The sequence below is a fragment of the Neorhizobium sp. NCHU2750 genome (assembly GCF_003597675.1).
Classification (GTDB): Bacteria; Pseudomonadota; Alphaproteobacteria; order Rhizobiales; family Rhizobiaceae; genus Neorhizobium.
In genome coordinates this window covers 407826-429554 of the sequence record NZ_CP030828.1, presented here as the reverse complement: position 1 = coordinate 429554, position 21729 = coordinate 407826, and the positions used below count along the sequence as shown (strand labels likewise).

The 21729-nt window shown below is 60.7% G+C and carries 19 protein-coding genes; 7 read left to right on the top strand and 12 right to left on the bottom strand.

Features of this window, described 5'->3' with window-relative positions:
• Window positions 1-51: 51 nt before the first annotated feature.
• From NCHU2750_RS22700 to mmsB, 7 genes are read left to right on the top strand one after another with little or no spacing between them, the layout of a single operon-like run.
• Window positions 52-1266, top strand: coding sequence for an ABC transporter substrate-binding protein (locus NCHU2750_RS22700; RefSeq protein ID WP_119944026.1), 1215 nt, complete (start codon window positions 52-54; stop codon window positions 1264-1266).
• Entirely contained in the window at window positions 1263-2051 is a 789-nt protein-coding gene (locus NCHU2750_RS22695) for an ABC transporter ATP-binding protein (RefSeq protein WP_502703864.1), read from the top strand. Before NCHU2750_RS22700 ends, NCHU2750_RS22695 begins: the two co-directional genes overlap by 4 nt.
• Before the next feature lies 1 nt (window position 2052).
• Complete coding sequence (locus NCHU2750_RS22690) at window positions 2053-2754, top strand: ABC transporter ATP-binding protein (protein WP_119944024.1); 702 nt, start codon at window positions 2053-2055, stop codon at window positions 2752-2754.
• 4 nt (window positions 2755-2758) lie between these two features.
• On the top strand, window positions 2759-3646 hold the full coding sequence (locus NCHU2750_RS22685; RefSeq protein ID WP_119944023.1) for a branched-chain amino acid ABC transporter permease: 888 nt from the start codon (window positions 2759-2761) through the stop codon (window positions 3644-3646).
• Between the two features lie 13 nt (window positions 3647-3659).
• Window positions 3660-4664 (top strand): branched-chain amino acid ABC transporter permease, encoded by a 1005-nt coding sequence (locus NCHU2750_RS22680; RefSeq protein WP_119944022.1) that lies wholly within the window; start codon window positions 3660-3662, stop codon window positions 4662-4664.
• A 12-nt stretch (window positions 4665-4676) separates the two neighbouring features.
• Complete coding sequence (locus NCHU2750_RS22675; protein WP_119944021.1) at window positions 4677-6272, top strand: GMC family oxidoreductase; 1596 nt, start codon at window positions 4677-4679, stop codon at window positions 6270-6272.
• Window positions 6273-6310: 38 nt separating this feature from the next.
• Window positions 6311-7189: a 3-hydroxyisobutyrate dehydrogenase gene (gene mmsB / locus NCHU2750_RS22670; protein WP_119944020.1), complete on the top strand. Its 879-nt coding sequence runs from the start codon at window positions 6311-6313 to the stop codon at window positions 7187-7189.
• A gap of 170 nt (window positions 7190-7359) precedes the next feature.
• On the opposite strand, the gene NCHU2750_RS22665 is transcribed toward mmsB, so the two are convergent.
• From NCHU2750_RS22665 to NCHU2750_RS22610, 12 genes are all read right to left on the bottom strand, one after another.
• The gene (locus tag NCHU2750_RS22665; protein ID WP_119944019.1) at window positions 7360-8190 is read right to left on the bottom strand and encodes an aldo/keto reductase; all 831 of its coding nucleotides are present in this window, start codon (window positions 8188-8190) and stop codon (window positions 7360-7362) included.
• A 183-nt stretch (window positions 8191-8373) separates the two neighbouring features.
• Window positions 8374-9981, bottom strand: a complete 1608-nt coding sequence (locus tag NCHU2750_RS22660; protein ID WP_119944018.1) for a GMC family oxidoreductase — start codon at window positions 9979-9981, stop codon at window positions 8374-8376.
• On the bottom strand, window positions 9978-11387 hold the full coding sequence (locus NCHU2750_RS22655; RefSeq protein ID WP_119944017.1) for an FAD-binding oxidoreductase: 1410 nt from the start codon (window positions 11385-11387) through the stop codon (window positions 9978-9980). The genes NCHU2750_RS22660 and NCHU2750_RS22655 overlap by 4 nt, the downstream gene beginning before the upstream one ends.
• Window positions 11384-12229 (bottom strand): shikimate dehydrogenase family protein, encoded by an 846-nt coding sequence (locus NCHU2750_RS22650; RefSeq protein ID WP_119944016.1) that lies wholly within the window; start codon window positions 12227-12229, stop codon window positions 11384-11386. Before NCHU2750_RS22650 ends, NCHU2750_RS22655 begins: the two co-directional genes overlap by 4 nt.
• Window positions 12230-12275: 46 nt before the next feature.
• Window positions 12276-13085 (bottom strand): 3-oxoacyl-ACP reductase FabG, encoded by an 810-nt coding sequence (gene fabG, locus NCHU2750_RS22645; protein ID WP_119944015.1) that lies wholly within the window; start codon window positions 13083-13085, stop codon window positions 12276-12278.
• A 2-nt stretch (window positions 13086-13087) separates the two neighbouring features.
• Entirely contained in the window at window positions 13088-13792 is a 705-nt protein-coding gene (locus tag NCHU2750_RS22640; RefSeq protein ID WP_119944014.1) for an ABC transporter ATP-binding protein, read from the bottom strand.
• Complete coding sequence (locus tag NCHU2750_RS22635) at window positions 13779-15587, bottom strand: branched-chain amino acid ABC transporter ATP-binding protein/permease (RefSeq protein ID WP_119944013.1); 1809 nt, start codon at window positions 15585-15587, stop codon at window positions 13779-13781. Before NCHU2750_RS22635 ends, NCHU2750_RS22640 begins: the two co-directional genes overlap by 14 nt.
• Window positions 15588-15595: 8 nt before the next feature.
• On the bottom strand, window positions 15596-16483 hold the full coding sequence (locus NCHU2750_RS22630; RefSeq protein ID WP_119944012.1) for a branched-chain amino acid ABC transporter permease: 888 nt from the start codon (window positions 16481-16483) through the stop codon (window positions 15596-15598).
• 106 nt (window positions 16484-16589) lie between these two features.
• Window positions 16590-17792: an ABC transporter substrate-binding protein gene (locus NCHU2750_RS22625; protein ID WP_119944011.1), complete on the bottom strand. Its 1203-nt coding sequence runs from the start codon at window positions 17790-17792 to the stop codon at window positions 16590-16592.
• 46 nt (window positions 17793-17838) lie between these two features.
• Complete coding sequence (locus NCHU2750_RS22620; protein ID WP_205583922.1) at window positions 17839-19584, bottom strand: acetolactate synthase catalytic subunit; 1746 nt, start codon at window positions 19582-19584, stop codon at window positions 17839-17841.
• A 32-nt stretch (window positions 19585-19616) separates the two neighbouring features.
• Window positions 19617-20618 (bottom strand): NAD(P)H-quinone oxidoreductase, encoded by a 1002-nt coding sequence (locus NCHU2750_RS22615; RefSeq protein ID WP_119944010.1) that lies wholly within the window; start codon window positions 20616-20618, stop codon window positions 19617-19619.
• The gene (locus NCHU2750_RS22610; RefSeq protein WP_119944009.1) at window positions 20615-21679 is read right to left on the bottom strand and encodes a zinc-dependent alcohol dehydrogenase; all 1065 of its coding nucleotides are present in this window, start codon (window positions 21677-21679) and stop codon (window positions 20615-20617) included. Before NCHU2750_RS22610 ends, NCHU2750_RS22615 begins: the two co-directional genes overlap by 4 nt.
• Between the last annotated feature and the right edge of the window lie 50 nt (window positions 21680-21729).

Below are 21729 nucleotides of genomic sequence, written 5' to 3'. Positions count from 1 at the left end.
TACGCCAGTTTTGAACAGATTCGCGCTCTGTAATCTCTGGGAGGAGACCTCATGCGAAAGACGTTTCTGACGTCGCTGGCCCTGTTGCTGGCGAGCGGCACCGCATTTGCACAAACCGCATCCGGTGCGATCTCCGACGGCAAGGTCAAGATCGGCATCCTGAACGATCAGTCCGGTGTCTATGCCGACTTCGGCGGCAAGTCGTCGGTGGAAGCAGCCAAGATGGCCGTCGAGGATTTTGGCGGCAAGGTGCTGGGTGCGCCAATCGAAATCGTCGATGCCGACCACCAGAACAAGCCCGACATCGCCTCCAACATTGCGCGCCAATGGTATGACACGCAGCAGGTCGATGCGATCATGGACCTGACGACATCGTCGGTCGGCCTCGCCGTGCAGGCGCTCTCGAACGAGAAGAAGAAGATCACCATCAATACCGGTGCGGCGACGACCGACCTTACCGGCAAGGCTTGCACGCCCTATGGTTTCCATTGGGCCTATGACACGCATGCCCTCGCCGTCGGCACTGGTGGCGCGATGGTCAAGCAGGGCGGCGACAGCTGGTTCTTTCTCACCGCCGACTATGCCTTCGGCTACTCGCTGGAGCAGCAGACCAGCGACTACGTGAAGGCCAACGGCGGCAAGGTTCTGGGCTCGGTGCGCCATCCGCTTTCCAGCCAGGATTTCTCCTCCTTCCTGCTACAGGCGCAGTCTTCGGGCGCCAAGGTGATCGGCCTCGCCAATGCCGGTCTCGATACTGCCAACTCGATCAAGCAGGCCGCCGAATTCGGCATCGTTCAGAACGGCCAGAAACTGGCGGCCCTGCTGTTCACGCTTGCAGAGGTCAACGGTCTTGGGCTGGAGGCGGCACAAGGCCTGACGCTCACCGAAGGCTATTACTGGAACCTCGACGACAAGAGCCGCGCGTTCGGCAAGAAGTTCTTTGCCCGCACCAACAAGATGCCGAACATGATCCATGCCGGCACCTATTCAGCGGTAACGCAATATCTGAAGGCCATTCAGAAAGCCGGCACCGACGACAGCGACGCAGTGGCGAAGGCGTTGCACGAAATGCCGGTCGACGACTTCTTCGGGCGCGGCGGCACGGTCGGGGCCAACGGCCGGATGATCCACGACATGTACCTGCTGCAGGTGAAGAAGCCATCGGAAAGCAAGGAACCCTGGGACTATTACAACGTCCTTGCAACCATTCCCGGCAAGGAGGCCTATCTCGATCCGGCGAAATCCGGTTGCCCTCTGGTGAAATGATGGCAGCTGTCGCAACAGCACAGCAGGAACAGATGCCGCAGGTGGTCCTCTCCGCCCGCGGCCTCTCGAAGAACTTCGGAGCCTTCTCTGCCGTTCGAAATGTCGACCTGGACATCCACCATGCCCGCGTCCATGCGCTGATCGGCCCGAACGGTGCCGGCAAGACCACGGTGTTCAACCTGCTCACCAAGTTCCTGCAGCCGTCGGCGGGATCGATCACGCTGATGGGTACCGATATCACAAAGACACCGCCCGACAGGGTGGCGCGCATGGGCCTTGTGCGATCGTTCCAGATCTCGGCGGTGTTTCCGCATCTGTCGGTTCTCGACAATGTGCGCGTCGCACTTCAACGCCCGAACGGGCTTTCCACGCAGTTCTGGCTACCCATGTCATCCCTGGACCGGCTGAACGACCGCGCCGACGAACTGATCGAGACGGTGGGCCTGAAGCGTGAACGCAATGCCATTGCTGCCGATCTCTCCTATGGCCGCAAACGCGTCCTGGAGATTGCCACAACGCTGGCGCTCGATCCAAGAGTGCTGCTGCTGGACGAACCCATGGCAGGCATGGGCCAGGAGGATATCGGCACCGTATCGAACATCATTCGCGAAGTGGCCCGTAGCCGCGCCGTGCTGATGGTCGAGCACAATCTCTCGGTCGTCTCCGACATCTGTCATCAGGTCACCGTGCTGCAGCGGGGCGAGATCCTGGCGGAGGGCAATTACGCGGCGGTCAGCCAGGACGAACGCGTGCGACTTGCCTATATGGGCACGGAGGAGAGCTGACATGACGCCATTGCTTCAGGTCTCCAATCTCAACGCATGGTATGGCGAAAGCCATGTCCTGCACGGCGTCGACATGACGGTTCGAGAAGGCGAGACGATCACCATTCTCGGCCGCAACGGCGTCGGCAAGACCACCACGCTGCGGACGATCATGGGCATCATCCGCGAACGCCGGGGCGATATCCGCTTTGCTGGAAAGGACATGCTGTCCGTACCATTGCATCGCACGGCGCATGCCGGCCTCGGCTTCGTGCCGGAGGAGCGCGGCATTTTCTCGACCCTTACAGTCGAGGAAAATCTGATGTTGCCACCCGTCGTGGCCGAGGGAGGGATGCCCCTCGACGAGATCTACACGCTTTTCCCCAATCTTCACGAGAGACGCGCCAGCCCCGGTACGAAACTCTCCGGCGGAGAGCAGCAGATGCTGGCAATCGCCCGTATCCTGCGCACCGGCGTCAAGCTTCTCATTCTCGATGAGCCGACCGAGGGACTGGCACCTGTCATCGTCCAGCGCATCGGCGAGGTACTGAAGACGCTGAAAGCGCGCGGCATGACTGTGCTGATGGTGGAACAGAACTTTCGTTTCGCCAGCCGCGTCGCCGATCGCTTCTACCTGATGGATCACGGCAGGATGGTCGCCGATTTCCCCGTCGGGGAACTGCCGCAAAAAATGCAGACGCTGCACAAGGTTCTGGGAGTCTGATGCCATGACGACGATCTTCGGCATACCGTTGCAGGCCTTCATGGGGCAGCTTCTGATCGGCCTGATCAACGGCTCGTTCTATGCGCTGCTGAGCCTCGGGCTTGCGGTCATCTTCGGCCTGCTTCGCGTCATCAACTTCGCCCATGGCGCGCAATATATGCTCGGTGCCTTCGTGGCCATGCTGATGCTCCACTATTTCGGCATCAACTACTGGTTCGCGCTGTTTCTCGCGCCGATCGTCGTCGGGCTTTTCGGCGCGGTCGTCGAACGTTTCATGCTCTCTCGCCTCTACAAGCTCGATCCCCTCTATGGCCTGCTCTTCACCTTCGGTCTGGCGCTGACGATCGAAGGCACATTCCGCTATCTCTATGGTTCTTCCGGCCAGCCCTATGCACCGCCGCCGCAACTGACGGGCGCCACCAATCTGGGCTTCATGTTCCTGCCGAATTATCGCGGCTGGGTGGTGATCGTGTCGCTCATTGCCTGTATCGGCACCTGGCTCCTGATCGAGAAAACGAAGCTCGGCGCCTATCTGCGGGCCGCCACCGAAAACCCGACGCTGGTGCAGGCCTTCGGCGTCAATGTGCCGATGCTGCTGACCCTCACCTACGCACTCGGAGCCGGCCTCGCCGCCTTCGCCGGCGTGCTCGCGGCACCGGTCTATCAGGTCTCTCCGCTGATGGGTTCCAACATCATCATCGTCGTTTTCGCCGTTGTCGTGGTTGGCGGCATGGGGTCGATCATGGGAGCGATCGTCACGGGATACATGCTCGGAATTGCAGAGGGCCTCACCAAGGTCTTCTACCCGGAGGCGTCGAACATCGTGATCTTCGTGATCATGGCCATCGTCCTGCTGATCCGGCCGGCCGGCCTGTTTGGCCGCGACGTATAGGAGGAAGCCGGATATGAGCCACGTCACCCAGTCGAGTGCGGTTTCACCCGCCCGCATCGAGCGCTCCACCACTGCGTCCAGAGCCTATGCTGCCTTCCTTGTCATCGGCCTGATCCTGCTGGTCGTCGCGCCGCTGGCCCTCTACCCGATCTTCCTGATGAAGCTTCTGTGTTTTGCTCTTTTCGCCTGCGCCTTCAACCTTCTGCTCGGCTATACCGGGCTCCTGTCCTTCGGGCATGCAGCGTTCTTCGGCGGAGCCGCCTATTTCACTGCGCATGCGGTGAAGGAATGGGGCTTTTCCCCTGAACTTGGCATCCTCACAGGCGCGCTCGGTGCTGCCTTGCTGGGGCTCGTCATGGGCTTTTTCGCCATTCGCCGCCAGGGCATCTATTTTGCGATGATCACGCTGGCGCTGTCGCAGATGTTCTTCTTCTTCTGCCTGCAGGCCTCATTCACCCATGGTGAGGATGGCATCCAATCGGTGCCGCGCGGTCACCTGTTCGGCGTCATCGATCTCGCAGACACCACCAACATGTATTACTTCGTACTGGCGGTGTTCCTGATCGGCATGCTCATCATGTGGCGGTTCATCAATTCGCCCTTCGGCATGATCCTGAAGTCGATCCGCGAAAATGAGCAGCGCGCCATTTCGCTCGGTTATTCGGTAGCGCGCTACAAGCTCGGCGCCTTCGTCATGTCTGCCGCCCTGGCAGGCGCGGCAGGTGCGACCAAGGCGCTTGTCTTCCAGTTTGCCACCCTGACCGATGTCAGCTGGCAGACATCCGGCGAAGTGATCCTGATGACACTGCTCGGCGGGATCGGCACGCTGATCGGCCCGATCTTCGGTGCCGGCCTCGTTGTTGCCCTGCAGAACTACCTGGCAACGTCGCAATTCCCGGTCACCATCATCACCGGGATCGTCTTCATGGTCTGCGTGCTCCTCTTCCGGCGCGGCATCATCGGAGAATTCTACGCATCGCGGCTCGGTCGCAGGCTCGGCTTCGAGCACCGGCGTTAACTGGCGAAGATCATGGAAATCTACGATTACATTATCATCGGTGCGGGAAGCGCTGGCTGTGTGCTTGCCAACAGGCTGTCAGCCGACAGCCGAAATCGTGTCCTGCTGCTTGAAGCCGGAGGCAATGACAACTACCACTGGGTCCATATCCCGGTCGGCTATCTCTATTGCATCAACAACCCGCGCACGGATTGGTGTTTCACCACCGAAAAGGAAGAGAGGTTGAACGGCCGTTCGCTTTCCTATCCCCGCGGCAAGCTGCTGGGTGGCTGCTCGTCGATCAACGGCATGATCTATATGCGCGGTCAGGCACGCGATTACGATCTCTGGCGTCAGACCGGCTGCGCAGGGTGGGGCTGGGACGATGTGCTGCCTTTTTTCAGAAAAAGCGAGGATTTTTACAAAGGCGAGGATGGCCTGCACGGCACCGGTGGCGAGTGGCGGGTGGAAAAGGCACGCGTCCGTTGGGCGGTGCTCGATGCCTTTCAGCAAGCGGCGGAAGAGGCCGGCATCCCGCCCATCGACGATTTCAATCGCGGCGACAATGAAGGCTCCAGCTATTTCGACGTCAACCAGCGGTCCGGCATCCGCTGGAACACATCGAAAGCCTTTCTGCGGCCGGCACTGAAGAGGCAGAACCTTCGCGTGCTGACAAAGGCGCATGTCCGCAGATTGATCGTCGAGAACGGAGAGGTGAAGGGCGTCGAGTTCCAGCATGAGGGCATCACCAAAACGGCTCATGCCCGGTGCGAGACGATTCTATCGGCCGGCGCAATCGGCACACCGCATATCCTTGAACTCTCCGGCATAGGGCGCGCAGATGCGCTCACGGCTGCCGGCATCAAGATTGAAAAGGAGGTCAAGGCGGTCGGCGAGAACCTGCAGGACCATCTCCAGCTTCGTCTCGTCTACAAGGTCACAGGCGTACCGACACTCAACGAGCAGGCTTCCCGCCTTCTCGGCAAGATGGCGATCGGGCTGGAATATGCGTTGAAGCGCTCCGGGCCGATGTCCATGGCGCCGAGCCAGCTCGGCATGTTCACCAGATCCGGCCCGGACAAGGAGACCGCCGACCTCGAATATCATGTCCAGCCGGTCTCGCTCGACCGGTTCGGCGAGCCTGTGCACACCTTCCCGGCCATGACCGCAAGCGTATGCAATCTCCGGCCCGAAAGCCGGGGCTCGGTGCATCTGAAGGGGCCTGATTTCGCTCTCGCCCCCGCAATCCGGCCGAACTACCTGTCAACGACGGCCGACCGCGAGACAGCCGTGCGCTCGATCCGCCTGACGCGGGACATCGTCAGTCGACCGGCCTTCGCGCGCTATCGGCCCGAGGAATACAAGCCCGGCCCGAGCTACGAGAGCGATGCCGATCTGGAAAGGGCCGCCGGAGAGATCGGCACGACGATCTTTCACCCGGTCGGAACCGCGCGGATGGGGGCAGATCCGGACAGCGTTGTCGATCCACGGTTGAAGTTACGCGCGCTCGGGCGGTTGCGCATCGCCGATGCATCGATCATGCCGTCCATCACCTCCGGCAACACCAATTCACCGACAATCATGATCGCCGAAAAGGCGGCGGACATGATCCTTGCGGACAATCGCTGACCAATCGGTTGCTTGCGGATGATAGAGGAGGGAAAAACATGACCAGGATCGCATTCATCGGGCTCGGAAACATGGGCGGTCCTATGGCCGCCAATCTGGTAAAGGCAGGACATTCGGTCCTCGGCTTTGACCTTTCGGAACCCTCGATGAAGGCGGCCGAAGAGCTCGGTGTGGTCCCCGCAGCCTCGCTGGCAAAGGCCGTCAGGGAAGCGCAATGCGTCATCACCATGCTACCCAAGGGCCAGCACGTCGTCTCAGTCTGGACCGACCTCGCGACACTTGTGGCTGAAGGAACGCTGATCATCGACTGCTCGACCGTCGATGTCGAAAGTGCACGGCATGCGCACAAGCTGGCGGGTGTCATGAACTGCCTTTCGCTCGATGCGCCCGTGTCGGGCGGGACGAGTGGAGCCACCGCCGGCACGCTGACCTTTATGGTAGGAGGCACCAGTGAAGCCTTTGCCGCCGGCAAGTCAATCCTCGAGGCTATGGGGCGCAAGATTGTTCACTGCGGCCGCGACGGCGCTGGCCAGGCGGCCAAGATCTGCAACAACATGATCCTCGGGATCTCGATGATCGGCGTCAGCGAGGCCTTCGTTCTGGCGGAAAAACTCGGCCTCTCGCATCAAGCCCTTTTCGATGTCGCATCCACCTCGTCCGGTCAGTGCTGGTCGCTCACGACCTATTGCCCCGTACCCGGCCCGGTGCCGACATCACCGGCCAACAACGACTACAAGCCCGGATTTGCTGCCGCATTGATGCTGAAGGACCTGCTTCTGTCGCAGGAGGCATCGCGGCAATCGGGAGCCGCCACACCGCTCGGCGCACATGCCGCCGAGGTTTATGCAGCCTTCGAGAAGGGGGGACATGGCGCGGAAGATTTTTCCGCCATCATCCGGATGCTGCGGGAAAGCTGATCGGCCTAATTTTTATCAGGTCTATGGTCCTACGGCACGGTGTGTCATCGACCTCAGAGATGCCTGTAAGCTCTGCCTCAGTTTACCCGTCAGTGCTCATCTGCTGACGATCACCCCATCAGCGCCGGCCAGCGTCCGCTCAGTCAGCGAGCAGACGCTGACGACTGTGCTTAATGACCGAAAACATCGGCATCGGTAATTTCATCTTGAGGTCGATCAAGAGAGTTCAAGCTCGCCAGTTCATCCGCCGAAAGATGAAAATCGAAAATGTCCAGGTTTTCCGCCTGACGCTTCGGATCGGATGACTTCGGCGTAGCGACATGACCAAGCTGGGTATGCCATCTCAGCACGACCTGGGCCGGCGTGCGACCATGAGCCTTGGCGATCGCCACGATTGCCGGGTCACTCAGCATCTCGTTTCCGCGTCCCAAAGGGCTCCATGCTTCGGTGATAATCCCCTTGGACGCGCTTACCGCCACGATATCGGCGCGCGCATGGTATGGGTCCATCTGGATCTGGTTCACATGCGGCGTATAGCCAGCATCGAAAAGCTTCTGCAGATGGGCTGGCTTGAAATTCGACACACCGATCGAACGGACGAGGCCGGCTTCAAGAACTTTCGTCAGTCCTTCGAAGGCTTCGACATAACGACCCTGATCAGGATTGGGCCAGTGGATCAGCAGCAGATCGATGTAGTCGAGCCTCAGCCGTCCGAGACTGGCCTCGCAAGCGGCACGAACGCCGCTGACGCTGTGCCATTCCCTGTTGAACTTGGTGGTCAGAAAAATCTCGGAACGAGCGACGCCACTGGCTCGAATGCCTGCCCCGACACCGGTTTCGTTCTGATAGTTCTCGGCGGTATCTATAAGGCGATAACCGCCACGGATCGCCCCGGCCACAGCATGGGTCGCTTCGGCATCATCCATCGGCCAGGTTCCCAGACCAAGCTGGGGCATTTCTATGCCGTTGAGGAGTTTGACACTGGGGGCTGTGTTCGGCATGGGCCGGTCCTTTCTCATGCGTGATCGGCCACTGGCAACGCATGTCACCGGCCGGCAAATTGTCCACCCTACCACGTCAACATTATTTCGCGTGGGGTTGAGACATAGATGTCGCATACCGAACGGTATTTCAATTCCGATCACAGAATTGGGAACGGCATATCCGGGAGGCTACATCAAAAATCAGCGAGCCTCGGCGAGGATCATATCGGCAGCCTTTTCGGCGATCATGAACACAGCCGCCTGTGTATTGCCAGACACGATGGTGGGCATGATCGATGCATCGGCGATCCGCAGCCCGGCGATGCCGTTGACCTTGAGGCTTGGATCGACAATGGCATCCGGATCGCCACCCATCCGGCAGGTACCGCAGATATGGTAGATGGTCTGGCCGTTTTCGCGCGCGAATGCTAGCCAATCGCCGTCGCTTTCACATTCATGGCCTGGACTTGTCTCCGTCTCCCTGAAAGCGTCCATGGCCGGCTGCTCGACGATATGCCGGGCAAGTTTCATGCCCTCGACCATGGCAATACGGTCTTCCTCGACTGCGAGAAAATTCGGCCGAATTATAGGACCGGCATATGGATCAGACGATGCCGCATGGATCGAACCTCGCGACTGCGGTCTCAGTTGCGTGACGCCGATCGTCATGCCGGGATGCTTGTCCAGAATGCGCTCGGCGGCGTTGGCATAGCTTGCATGCATGAAAAAATACTGGACATCAGGCCCGGCCAGACCGTCTCGGGTGCGCACGAAGCCATGCACAAGGCCGGTCCCGAGCGTGAGGATGCCCCGTCGGGTCGCTGCATATTGGCCCACCGCACGTGCCAGATGCAGCCCGCGTGTCTGCTCGTTCAATGTGACGGGCAGCTTTACCCTCCAGTTCATCCGGGTGCAGAAATGGTCGATATAGTTCTCGCCGACACCGGGGCGCGCATACCTGACCGCGATCCCGATACGATGGAGGATATCTGGATTGCCGATCCCGGACAATTCCAGCAATTGCGGGGTCTGCGCAGCACCAGCGGTCAGGATCACCTCGCCACGGGCGCGAAAGCTTCGCTCCATCCCGCTTACGCGCGCGGTAACACCGATCGCCCGCTGGCCTTCAAAGTCGATACGCAGGACATGGGCATTGGTCAGCACCCGCAGGTTGCTCCGATTCATCGCCGGCTTCAGATAGGCGTCTGCAGCAGTTACACGTCGACCGTTTTTCTGGTTGACCTGATAATAGCCGAAACCGTCCTGGCTCTCGGCATTGTAGTCGGGATTTCGGTTATAGCCTGCCTCTTCTGCCGCCTTGATGAAGGCCTCGCCGATCGAGGGCCTGAGGCCAACCGTCGTCAATGACAGGGGCCCGCCTTGGGCACGCAGAGCGCTGGCCGCCCCGTCATAATCCTCGAGCTTGCGGAAGAAAGGGAGAACATCATCGAAACTCCAGCCGCGGCAGCCGGCTTGCGCCCAGCCGTCATAGTCCTGCGGCTGGCCACGTACATAGATCATCCCGTTGATCAACGTCGACCCGCCGAGCCCCCTGCCCCGTGGCACCGAAATGACCCGATTGTTGGTCGCCTCCTCAGGCTCGGACTTGAACCGCCAGTTATAGACCGGATCGACGAGCAGCTTGGAAAAGCCGGCAGGAATGCCGATCCAGATGCTTCGTCCCGGCCCACCCGCTTCGAGCAGCAGCACCCTGTGGCGTCCGGACGCCGTCAGTCGATTGGCCAGCACGCAACCGGCATTACCTCCACCGACGATGATATAGTCATAGGTTTCCGGCTCAGCGCTCATGCGGCGTCCCCCTTCAGCGTCGCCGGAAAGAGCTTGCCGGGATTGAACATGCCGCCCGGATCGATTGCCTGTTTGACCGCCCTTGCCAACAGCTGTTCGCTTTCTGGCTTGGTACGCAGCCACTCGCCAAGGCGATACTGGCCGATGCCATGTTCGGCGGAGATCGAACCTCTATGACGGACCACCGCGTCATGAACGGCACGGTTCACTGCGGCCTGCTCTTTGGCGCCATTCATAAGCACATTGTAATGCAGGTTACCGTCTCCGAGGTGCCCGAATACATTGAAGGCAGCACTCGGGCAAATTGCGGTTACCGCCTTACCGGCTTCGACAAGGAAGTCCGCCATGGTGCGGAGCGGCACCGAGATATCGTGTTTCAAGCCACCGCCTTCCCGCGCTTCCGCCTCGGTAACATGTTCACGCAGGGCCCAGAGCGCCTGCGTCTGTTGTCGGCTCGATGCGACGACGCCATCAAGCGCCAGGCCTTGCTCGAAAGCCGCTTCCAGTAACTTCTCCATGGCTGGCTGTAGTCCGGAAAGGCTGGAAGATGCTTCGACCAGCAGATACCAGTCGCCGCTGGCGATCGGGCTCTTGAGACCTGCGTGCTTCTCCACGAGGCCAAGCGATGTGGCCGAAATCAACTCGAAAGCCGAGAGGGCTTCGCCAACATGGTCTTGAGCCAGGGCAAAGAGCTTCAGCGCCGTTTCGACATCGGCGATGGATAGCAGTGCCGTAACGCTCTCTCTCGGAATTGGAGCCAGACGCAGAACGGCAGCCGTTATGATGCCGAGCGTGCCTTCGGCCCCGATGAACAACTGCTTCCAGTCATATCCGGCATTGTCCTTGCGCAGATGCCGGAGCCCATCGACCACCGTGCCGTCTGCGAGCACGACCTCAAGGCCGAGGACCAGAGCGCGCGTCATGCCGTAGCGAAGGACGTTGATGCCGCCGGCATTGGTCGAGACGATACCGCCGACCATCGCCGACCCCTCGGCGGCAAGGCTGACGGGCAGCAGTCGTCCGCGCCTTTCCGCCTCTTCCTTGACCGTCTGTACGATGGCGCCGGCTTCCACCTCCACCGTCATGCCGACCGGATCGAGATCCCGGATCGCCTTCATGCGCAGCAATGACAATACCACCTCTTCACCATCCGGCCCCGGCGTGGCACCGGCGGCGAGGCCGGTATTGCCCCCTTGCGGCACGATCGGCACGCGATGGCGATTGCATGCCTTCACGACGGCCGAGACCTCAGCCGTATTGGCGGGACGCACGACACAGAGCGGTTGCCCGCGGACGCTATTTTTCCAGTCGGTTGAATAGGCTTCGACATCGAGATCCGCCGTCAGCACTTGGGCGTCGCCGCAAATGTCGCGGAGTTCATCGAGCAGCAGGGCATGAGCCGTCATGCGATAGCTCCCATATGCCGCGCCATCAATTCGATCTGGCATTGAAGCATCGGCAATCCGCGCTGGATGCGGCAGCCATTTTGCTGCGCCGCGACGAGAAGCGGCGTCATCACCGGATCCATGATCGCATCCGCGACGACCTGACGGGGAGACAGGAGCGAAAAATCGAGGGGCTGGGCATCGCTGGCCTTCATCCCGAGCGAGGTGCCATTGACGACGAGATCGTGTTCGGCAACCGAACCGGCATCGGTGGAGAGCGTCAGAGACGGATAGACCGCCCGCAGCCGTTTCGCCAGCGCCTCCGCCTTGTCGACGGTGCGGTTTGCGATCGTCAGCCGTCGAATGCCGGCGCCAGCAAGTGCGAAGGCGATGGCACAGGCAGCACCACCTGCTCCGGCAACATAGGCAGCCTTTCCCGCAGGGTCGAAGCCGGTGACGTCTTTGAGCGCCACAACGAAGCCGATCCCGTCCAGCATCGTGCCGATCATGCGACCATCCGTCTCCCGGCGCACGCAATTGACGGCGCCGATATGGCTCGCCTCATCGGTGATCTCGTCGCAGAGGTCTAGCATTGCCGGCTTGTGGGGAACGGTTGCGATGAAGCCACCGAAATTTTCCATTGCCGTCAGACCCTTCACCATGGTGGCGAGCCCTTCCGGCCTCACATGAAACGGGATGAGCACTGCATCGAGGCCGTGACGGCGAAATACTTCGGCCATTACCTGCGGTGTCTTCACATGGTAGATCGGGTCGGCAAGGATGCCGTAGATCCGCGTGCGGCCTGTAATCTCATGGCCACTGATTTCATGTCTGGTGATCTCGTGGTCCGTTCTCGCACTCATGGCCACATCTTGAATCCGTTTATCTGCTTGAGGGAATTGCCGGGGCTCAGGTCATATAGAGCCCACCGGCGACATCGATCGTCTGGCCGGTGACAAAGCTGGATTCAGCCGAGGTCAGGTAGATTGCGAGGTCGGCAACCTCTTCCGGTTGCCCAAGCCTTGCCATCGGTGTCAGCTTGACCTGTTCGTCATTGATTTCTCGCGCAACACCGCGCACCATCGGTGTCTCGATCCGGCCGGGTGCCAAGGCATTGACGCGTATGCCGAATGGTCCGAGCTCGGCGGCCAGATGCTTGGTAAAGCCGATCAATGCGGATTTGGTCGCCGCATAGTGGCAGGCGACGATCGGCGAATAGGTCTTGCCGGCGACCGAGGACAGATTGACGATCCAGCCGCGCTCGGCCTCGCACATGGCCGGCGTCAGCGCACGGATGGTGTTGAACGCACCGCTCAGGTTGACCGCCACGACCCGGTTCCATTCGCCGGGGTCCATCTCCCAGACCTTGTGCGCCACGCCGTCATGCTTGGGCGAAATGCCGGCATTGTTGACGACCGTATCGAAGGCGCCGTTCATTTTGACCGCAGCTTTTTCGAGCGTTGACGAAACGGCATCATAGTCGGCGACATCCAGCATCAGAGGAAGTCCGGAGCCATAGCCTTCCGCCTCGATCAGACCAACCGTCTCGGCGATATCCGCCTCGTTCATATCGGCGACCCCAACTATCGCCCCGCGGGCGGCAAAACCGAGCGCAATCGCCCGGCCTATGCCGCGGCCTGCACCGGTCACCAGGACACGTCGCCCGGCATGGCTCGGGCGATAAGCGATGGACTGCGGATTTTCTTCTTTCTTCGGCATGATCAGATTCCCAGATAGGCTTGGCGGACATGGTCGTTGGTCAGAAGTGCCTCCGACGTATCGGACAGCACGATTTCGCCGTTCTCCAGCACGTAACCACGGTCGGCGGCCTTCAGCGTGTGAAAGACGTTCTGCTCGACGATCAGAACCGTAGTGCCGGTCGAGGTGATCGCATCGATCACCTCGAAGACCTGCTGGACGATGATTGGTGCAAGCCCCAATGACGGCTCGTCGAACATCAGTATCTTCGGCATGGCCATCATGCCGCGGGCGATCGCCACCATCTGCTGCTCGCCACCCGACAGCGAACCGGCGCTTTGTGCAAGCCGCTCGCGCACCCGCGGAAACAGCGACAATACATGTTTCAGCGTCTCGGCCTGCCGGCTGCGCGCCTCCTTGCGATAGGCGCCCATCAGCAGATTTTCCTCGACCGTCATGTCGGCAAATAGCTGCCTGCCTTCGGGTATCAACGTGATGCCGAGATCGACCACTTCATGAGCCGGCATCCTCGTGATGTCGCGATCCTCGAAGAATATCCGTCCTTCCGTTGGCTGGATAAGCCCGGCAATGGTGCGTAATGTCGTCGTCTTGCCGGCACCATTCGCGCCAACGATCGTCACCACTTCACCGCGCTGAACTTCCAGGGAAATATCGTGGAGGATTGTTGTCGGGCCATAGCCCGCATGAACGCCCTCAAGCCTCAGCATGGAGAAATTCCTTTCCGAGATAGGCTTCGATGACCTGTTTGTCGCGAACCACGTCCTGAGGCTTGCCTTCGGCGATGATCTGGCCGGAACTCAGGACGATGACCCGGTCGGAAAGGGACATCACCGCCTGCATGACATGCTCGATTGCGATGATCGAAACGCCGCTGTCGCGGATCGACAGCATGAGGTCGATGGCACGGCGAACGTCGGTCTGGTTGATACCCGCCATGACCTCGTCGAGCAGCAGTATCCGCGGCTTCATCGCCATGACCCGTGCGACCTCAAGGCGCTTCAGGCCGCCGATGGTTAATCCGCGTGCCTCAGCGTTGAGGTGAGGACCGAGCCCCATGCGATAGGCGGTCTCCTGCGCCACCTCGCGCGCCTCCCGAACATCGGAGTGGCGGTGGAAGGCGCCGACCATGATGTTTTCCTCGACCGTCATCGCTGCGAAGGGCTGGACGATCTGGAACGTCCGCCCAACGCCGATCGCGGCAAAATCAGCGGGCGTTACCGGTGCCATCATCGTGCCGTCGGCCGAGCGCACCTTCACCGATCCGCTGGAAGGCTTGAGGAAGCCGGACAGCATGTTGAACACCGTCGTCTTGCCGGCACCGTTGGGCCCTATCAAGCCGAGGATCTCCCCCTCCCTCAAGGTAAGGCTGACATCGCGGGTCACATGAAGGCCGCCAAAATGCTTGTCGAGATGGTCGGCAACAAGCAGATCCTTGCCGATCGGCGGGCGGCTCGCAGATCGCGGGATTGCGGCGACAGGTGCCGATTGCGCCCCGCGCGACACGCTTGAACTGCGCATGTATCGGCTGACAAGCCCGACAATACCATTCGGCATGAACAGAACGACGAGGACGAGCACGGCGCCATAGACGAAGCCGTGCAGGCCAAGCGCCGAAGCACCAAGCCAGCCGCGCGCCAGTTCGGACAACGGCACCAGGAATACCGCGCCGACCAGCGGTCCGATGATCGTGCCGAGGCCACCGATCAGCGCGAACATGGCGATCTGGATCGATGTGGTCAGCGAAAAGACGGAACTCGGATCGATGAAGGTCAGATACATGGCATGGAAGGTGCCGATCATGGCCGTCAGCGCCGCGGAAGCGGAGACGGCCACGAGGCGCACCTTCACCGTATTGACGCCGGCAGCCTGCGCTGCACTTTCCCGCTCGCGGGTGGCAACGAGATAGAAGCCCAGGCGGTGCGAACGTATCCACCATGCGACGGCCAAAGTAACCAGAAGCATGCCGAAGGCGATCAGAAGCCCCGGAGTGCGATCTCGGAACACCATCCACTCCCAACCGAATTTCAGCGGGATCATCAGCCCGGTCGCACCGCCGGTGAACTCGCGGAAATGCAGGGCGAGAACACGGAAGACTTCCAGGAAAGCGATTGTGGCGAGCGAGAAGAATGGACCGCGCAGCCTGAAGCATGGATAGCTGATGGCGATCGCCACCACGACCGAAACGGCGGCGCCGACGAACATGCCAAGCCAGGGCGTAATGCCGACATTCATCAGCATGATGCCCGCATAGGCGCCGATACCGTAGAAGATCGCATGCCCGAGCGACAATTGGCCGGCATATCCGCCGACAATGTTCCAGGCGGTCGAGAGCCCCGCAAAGATGAAGATGGTGATGAAGATATGCGAGACGAACTGGTCGCCGATCAGGATCGGCACGACCAGCATGGCGAGCATGACCGCCGCAAAGATCGCAAACTTTTTCCAGGGAAGCGCATTCGCACGGCTGGTGGTCATGGCGGTGTCGAGTGTTGTGTCTGTCATGGCCTTCCTCATGGCGAAACGTGCGAAAGGTTCAGGCGGTCGCTGAACAGGCCGGAGGGCTTCAGGATCAGGATCAGCAGGAATACGCCGAAAACGACGACTTCCCGCACATCCGAACCGATGTAGAAGCCGGCGAAGCTGTCGATCAGCCCGATGATCATCGCGCCGGCAAAGGCGCCACCCACGGACCCGAGACCGCCGAGCACGACGACAACGAATGCGGTGAGCACGAAATAGGTGCCGATATTCGGCGAGGTCGGATAAAGCGGCGCCACCATCGAGGCGGCGAAGCCGACACAGGCGGCTCCAATACCGAAAGTCAGCATGTACATGCGGTTGACATTGATCCCCATGAGCTGAGCGGCGGCCCGATTCTGCGCGACAGCGCGGATGGCGCGGCCCGTCTGCGTTCGTTTCAGAAAGGCTTGAAGACCGACGACGAGGACAATCGACGCACCCAGAATGACGAGTTGGCCGAGCAGAACACGCACCGGCCCGATGGCGATCGGCATACGCAGACCGGACGGTGGTGTGTTTGCGATATCGGCGCCGAAGACCAGCAGCGCTAGATTGATCAGGGCCGTGGAGAGGCCGACGGTTGCGAAGATCTGCACGTGATCGTCCTTGGCCGACATCAGCGGCTGGATGACGAACCGCTGGGTCGCAACCCCCACCAGAAACAGCAGCGGCGCCACGATAACGGAGGTCAACAACGGATGGATGCCAAGCTTGGTGGTAATCAGATAGACCAGATACATGCCCAGCATCAGGAATTCGCCATGGGCGAAATTCACAACCTTGACGATCCCGAAGATCATCGTCAGGCCAACGCTGACGATGGCAAACAGGGCGCCAAGCATCAGGCCGCTGACAAGCACTTGCAAAAAGGTTTCCATAAGACCTCTCCTCCGGCGGAACGGACGGGCAGGCATTGGCCGGGAAGCAACACGGCCAATGCCCTCCTCAAAGCGGCAGAGGGCCGCTCTCGATTGGCCTCTCGCCCTATTTCGCCACGTTCAGCTTGGTGACGGCGGCAGCATCGGGATAGACGGCGATCAGCTTGCCGCCCTGCCATTGCATGCCCATCATCGCGGCGCGCTCGTTCTGGCCGTCCGCGCCGAACTTGATGCCGTAGCCGGCAGCCGTCTTGCCGTCGGGTATGTCTATCGACTTCACGGCATCGACGATCGAATCCGGATCAAGTCCCTTACCTTTGTCTATTGCCTCAAGAATGGCCTTGGCGCCGACATAGTTGTTCAGCGAGTGGCCGGAGCGAGGTGCCGATCCGTATTTCTTCTTGTAGGCCTCGACAAAGGCCTCAAGACCGGGCGTCGCCTTGGTGTTGACGAGGAACTGGGTGAAGTCGACATCCAGCACGTTCTCGATCACGTCATGGCCCACGGCATCGGCCGTCGGCTGCATGGAATAACCGCCGCCACCGCCGATGACGGCTGCCGGCTTGTATCCGGCCTCGTTCGCCTGCTGGAGAAACAGTACCGAGTCGTTCTGATAGGATGTCTGCAGTACTACGTCGGCGCCCGCCTGTTTCAGCTGCAAGACCAGCGACGACATGTCGACTGTCGAGGCCGGATAGCTGGAAGAGGCGACGATATTCAGCCCCTTCTCCTTCGCATAGTCGGTCTCATGCTTGGAGACGGAGGTGCCGTAGCTCGAATCCTCGTAGATGATGCCAATCTTGAGATCGCCGGGCTTCTTGCCGAGGCCGGGCGCGATCTTGTCGACGACCATATCGATGATCATCTTGCCCATATCCTTGGCGTATGGGTTGGTGCGGAACATGTATTTGAGCCCGCGGCTCGTCACTTCATCCGCCACCGCACCGAGTTCGAAATAGGGAATGCCCGAGAGCTCGGCCACCTGGCTTGCCGCAATGGATCGCGCCGATGAATAGGTACCGAAGATCGCGGCCACCTTTTCCAGCGAGATCAATCGACGGGCCTCGCCGATCGCCTGGTTGTTATCCACCGCATCGCCCTTGACCAGCACGACCTTCTCGCCGTGTATGCCACCCTCGGCGTTGATTTCATCGACTGCGATTTCGAGGCCGCGCGCGCTTTCCTCCCCAAGAAGCGCGAGCTGGCCGCTGAACGGATAAAGAGCGCCGAACTTCACATCGGCATGCGCTGCAGTGGCGGACAGCACGATGGCTGCGGCGGTCATTTTCAACATATTCGGCAATTTCATCTTATCCTCCCGTGAAAAGCCGTGATCTGCTGCAATAGGAATGCGATCAGTAATCCAGCGCCTCCTTGCCCTGGAAACTGGTGATCGGTGGATGAGCGCGCTCATCGGTGACGACGTCGATGACGGTCAGCGTATCGGTTGCCAGAGCTTCCTTCAGCGCCGGCAGGAAATCCTCGGGTCTCTCGATACGCACGCCGCGGCAGCCGACAGCCCTGGCAATCGCCGCGTGGTCGACAGCCTCGAAATCGCAAACATCGGTAAAGCCGCCGAACAGGCTGAGCTCTGCATGTTTCTGGTAGCCGAGGATCTGGTTGTTGAGCACGATCAGGACCACGGGAAGTTTCATGCGGCGCGCGGTCTCCATCTCGGACCAAACGTGCCCGAAACCACCATCACCCGACAGGCAGACGACCGGCGCTTCAGGTCTCGCCGTCTTGGCACCGAGCGCATATGGCAGCCCCCAACCAAGACCGGCAATGCCGCGTGGCGTGATGAAGCGCTGGCCAGCCTTGCGGGCCGTCAGGAAGTTGGCGATCCAGATCGAGGAATAGCTCGCGTCTGCAACCACAATGCTCTCCGGTGTCAACACCGTATCGAGATCGGCCATAAGCCGTTCCGGGCGAACCGGCGCGGCATCCATGTTGACGAGTTTCCTCATATCGTCGGCATGTGCCGCACGGCCAGCCGCGATCTTGTCTTCGACGCCCTTGCGGCGAGCCGAAATCGCGGAAAGGTCCTCCTTCTTCAGCGCTTCCGTCAATGCGGCGATCGTCAGCTTGGCGTCGCCGGCAAGGCGCAATGCCTCATAGTTTCGGCCGATCTCGCCGCCGTCTATGTCTAGATGGATATAGGTGGCATTCTTCGGATAAAGCGACCAGCTGTCGGTGCCGTTCTGGTTGGTCCGGTTGCCGATCAGAAGCACGACGTCGGCGTCGGTCACGAGATCGCGCAGATGCGACGAGCGACCGCGTGGCGCCATGAAATAGCCGACGACGCCGAGCGAAAGCGGATTTGTCTCATCGACGGCGCCTTTCCCCATCACGGTTGTCGCTATCGGAAGCCCGAGTGCCTGCAAGGCTGCAAGTTCGCTTGTCGCCTGAGACGCATGGACACCACCGCCGGCAACCACGATCGGCCTGCTGGCCTTGGCGATGACGCTGGCGGCTTCCGCCATCCGCGCCGGATCGGCGACCGTGCGATCAAGCGGAAACATGCCCAGATGCGCATCGCGCTGCGGCGCGCTGGGGTCGATGTCCGGCCGTTCGTCCAGAACGTCGAGCGGCACAAGCAGCACCACCGGCCCGGGGCGCCCGGTCGCAGCCGTGGCAAAAGCCATGTCGACATAGTCATCGATGCGCGCCGGGTCAGCGACGCGCCGCACCCATTTGGCCACGCCGCCGAATAGCGCGAAATGATCAAGTTCCTGGAATGCATTCTTGTCAGTGAAGCGCCGCGCCACATCCTGCACGATCGCGACGATCGGGATCGACGCCTTCAGCGCTTCGGCAAGGCCTGGAACAAGCAGCGTTGCCGCCGGGCCGTTCTGCGCCGTCACCACGCCGATCTTGCCGGAAACCCGGGCAAAGGCATCGGCCATCGCGGCACCGGCATTTTCCGTGCGGTAGCCAATCTGGCGGATACCGTAGCTCGGGGCTGCAAGAAAGAGCGCAGAGGGAATGCTCTGTCCGAAGACTTCCTTCACTCCGTGGCGCGCAAGTGCCGCAGCCAGAACATGCGCTCCGGTCATGTTGTTTGCGGATGCCTGCGTGTCGGGCTTGCTCATGACGTTCATGCTCATTTCCTCTCCTTAAGCGAGACTTCGGTTCAGCCCCGCTCCTCCATGACGAGAACGATCTTGCCTGTATGACTGCCGCCATCCATGCGCGCATGGGCATCGGCAACCCTGTCGAATGCGAAAGTGGAATCGATCAGCGGCCGAGCTTCCGGCTTTGCCAGAAGCGGTAGAACGTTTGCCTCGAGTGCGGCTGCGAGCTTCGCCTTCATCTCGATCGGACGAGCCCTGAGCGTCGAGCCGGTCAACGTGATGCGCTTCATCAACAGCGGCAGAAGATCAAGCTCGGCCTTGGATCCCTGCTGGAAAGCGATCTGGGCTATACGGCCATCAACGGCGATGGCGTCGATGTTGCGCTGCATGTAATCGCCGCCGACCATGTCGAGGATGACGTCCGGACCTCGGCCGCCGGTCAGCTCCCTGGAGCGGACGACGAAATCCTCGGATCGATAGTTGATCGCCGCATCGGCACCAAGCTCGACGCATGCCCGGCATTTTTCATCGGAACCGGCGGTAACGATGACCTTGGCGCCAATAGCCTTCGCGAGCTTGAGCGCAGTGGTGCCGATCCCGGATGTGCCGCCGTGAATGAGCAATGTCTCGCCGGCCTTCAGGCCCGCGCGCTCGAAGACATTGCTCCAGACGGTGAAATAGGTTTCCGGAAACGCGCCAGCCTCGACAAACGACATGCCCGCAGGGATCGGCAGGGCCGCCCCTTCCTGAACGATAGCGCGTTCGGCATAGGCGCCGCTATGGACGAGCGCCATGACCCGATCGCCGGGAGAAAAACGTGTGACACCGGGTCCGACAGATTCTACAATACCGGCAAGTTCCAGCCCCAGGACATCCGAAGCGCCGGGCGGCGGCGGATAATTGCCCTGTCGTTGCATGACATCCGGCCGGTTGATCCCAGCAGCATGCACCCGCACGATCATTTCGCCCAGACCAGGTGCCGCCAGCTGGCGCTCGATGATCGACAACACGTCAGGGCCACCGGCGCCCTTTGCTATGACGGCACGCGTCGTCCCACTCATGCGTAGTCTCCTTCAATATCCACGTGGTTTTCGTTGGGAAAAAGCAACACTTTCACGGCCTGACGGCTGCGCGCCAACTCGAAGGCCTCGATACCGCCCGATAAGGGTCGGCGGTGGGTGACAAGCATCGACAGCACATCGGCATTGTCTGCCAGAAGCTGGATCGCCTCCCTCAGCGCTCTGTCTGTCGTGTCATGCGCACCGCGTAACTGTTTCTTTTCGCGGACAAACCGCGTCAGATCGAGTTCGAGCGGTCGGGAATGAATACCGGCCACCACAAAGATGCCGCCGGGCTTCAGAACCGCGAGCCCGTCGGATACCGAACGGGCAACACCCGTCGCCTCGATGACCCGGTCGACCGATCGCCCGAATGCGTCGTTTACCGCTTGCTCCAAGCTCTTGTCGGCGAGGTCGACCGCGTGATCGATGCCCATATTCAGTGCGAGCGCGAGACGCAGAGAGTCTCTCATGCCAGCAATCAAAACTTCCGCACCGCGGTGCTTTGCGACCCAGGCGATGGCAAGACCAATCGGTCCCGGACCAAGCACTGCCACCCTGTCGCCGCGTTTTACGTCGGCAACATCCACGGCATTGACAGCCACGGCCAATGGCTCGCTGAGGGCGGCAAGGGAAAGATCCAATCCGTCCGGAATATGACGGCAATTGACAGCAGGCACGGCTACCACGTCGGCAAAGCCACCGTCGCAATGGAGCCCGATAATGCTGCGGCGGCTGCAGTTCTGCGGTTCGCCGGCAAGGCAGGAGGAGCATTGGCCGCAAGTTTTCGTCGGCCAGCAGACAACGCGATCGCCTGCCTCGAAATCTGCCACACCCTGCCCGGCGGACCGTACGATGCCAGCAAACTCATGGCCTACCGTCACCGGCAGATTGGCTGCCATGAACTCATAGCCTGGGGTCCATTCGTAGGCGTGAAGATCACTGCCGCAAATCCCGGCAGCAGCCACTTCGATCAACAAATGGCCATGCGGCGGCGCCGTGGGCTGATCGAGCGAAACGAGCTCAAGCCCGAAAGCGGCCGCAGTTTTGCGGAGCGCAATCATGAACTTCCTCCAAGTTCATTCCCGACTACGGCTGGCCTCCTCGCCTGCCG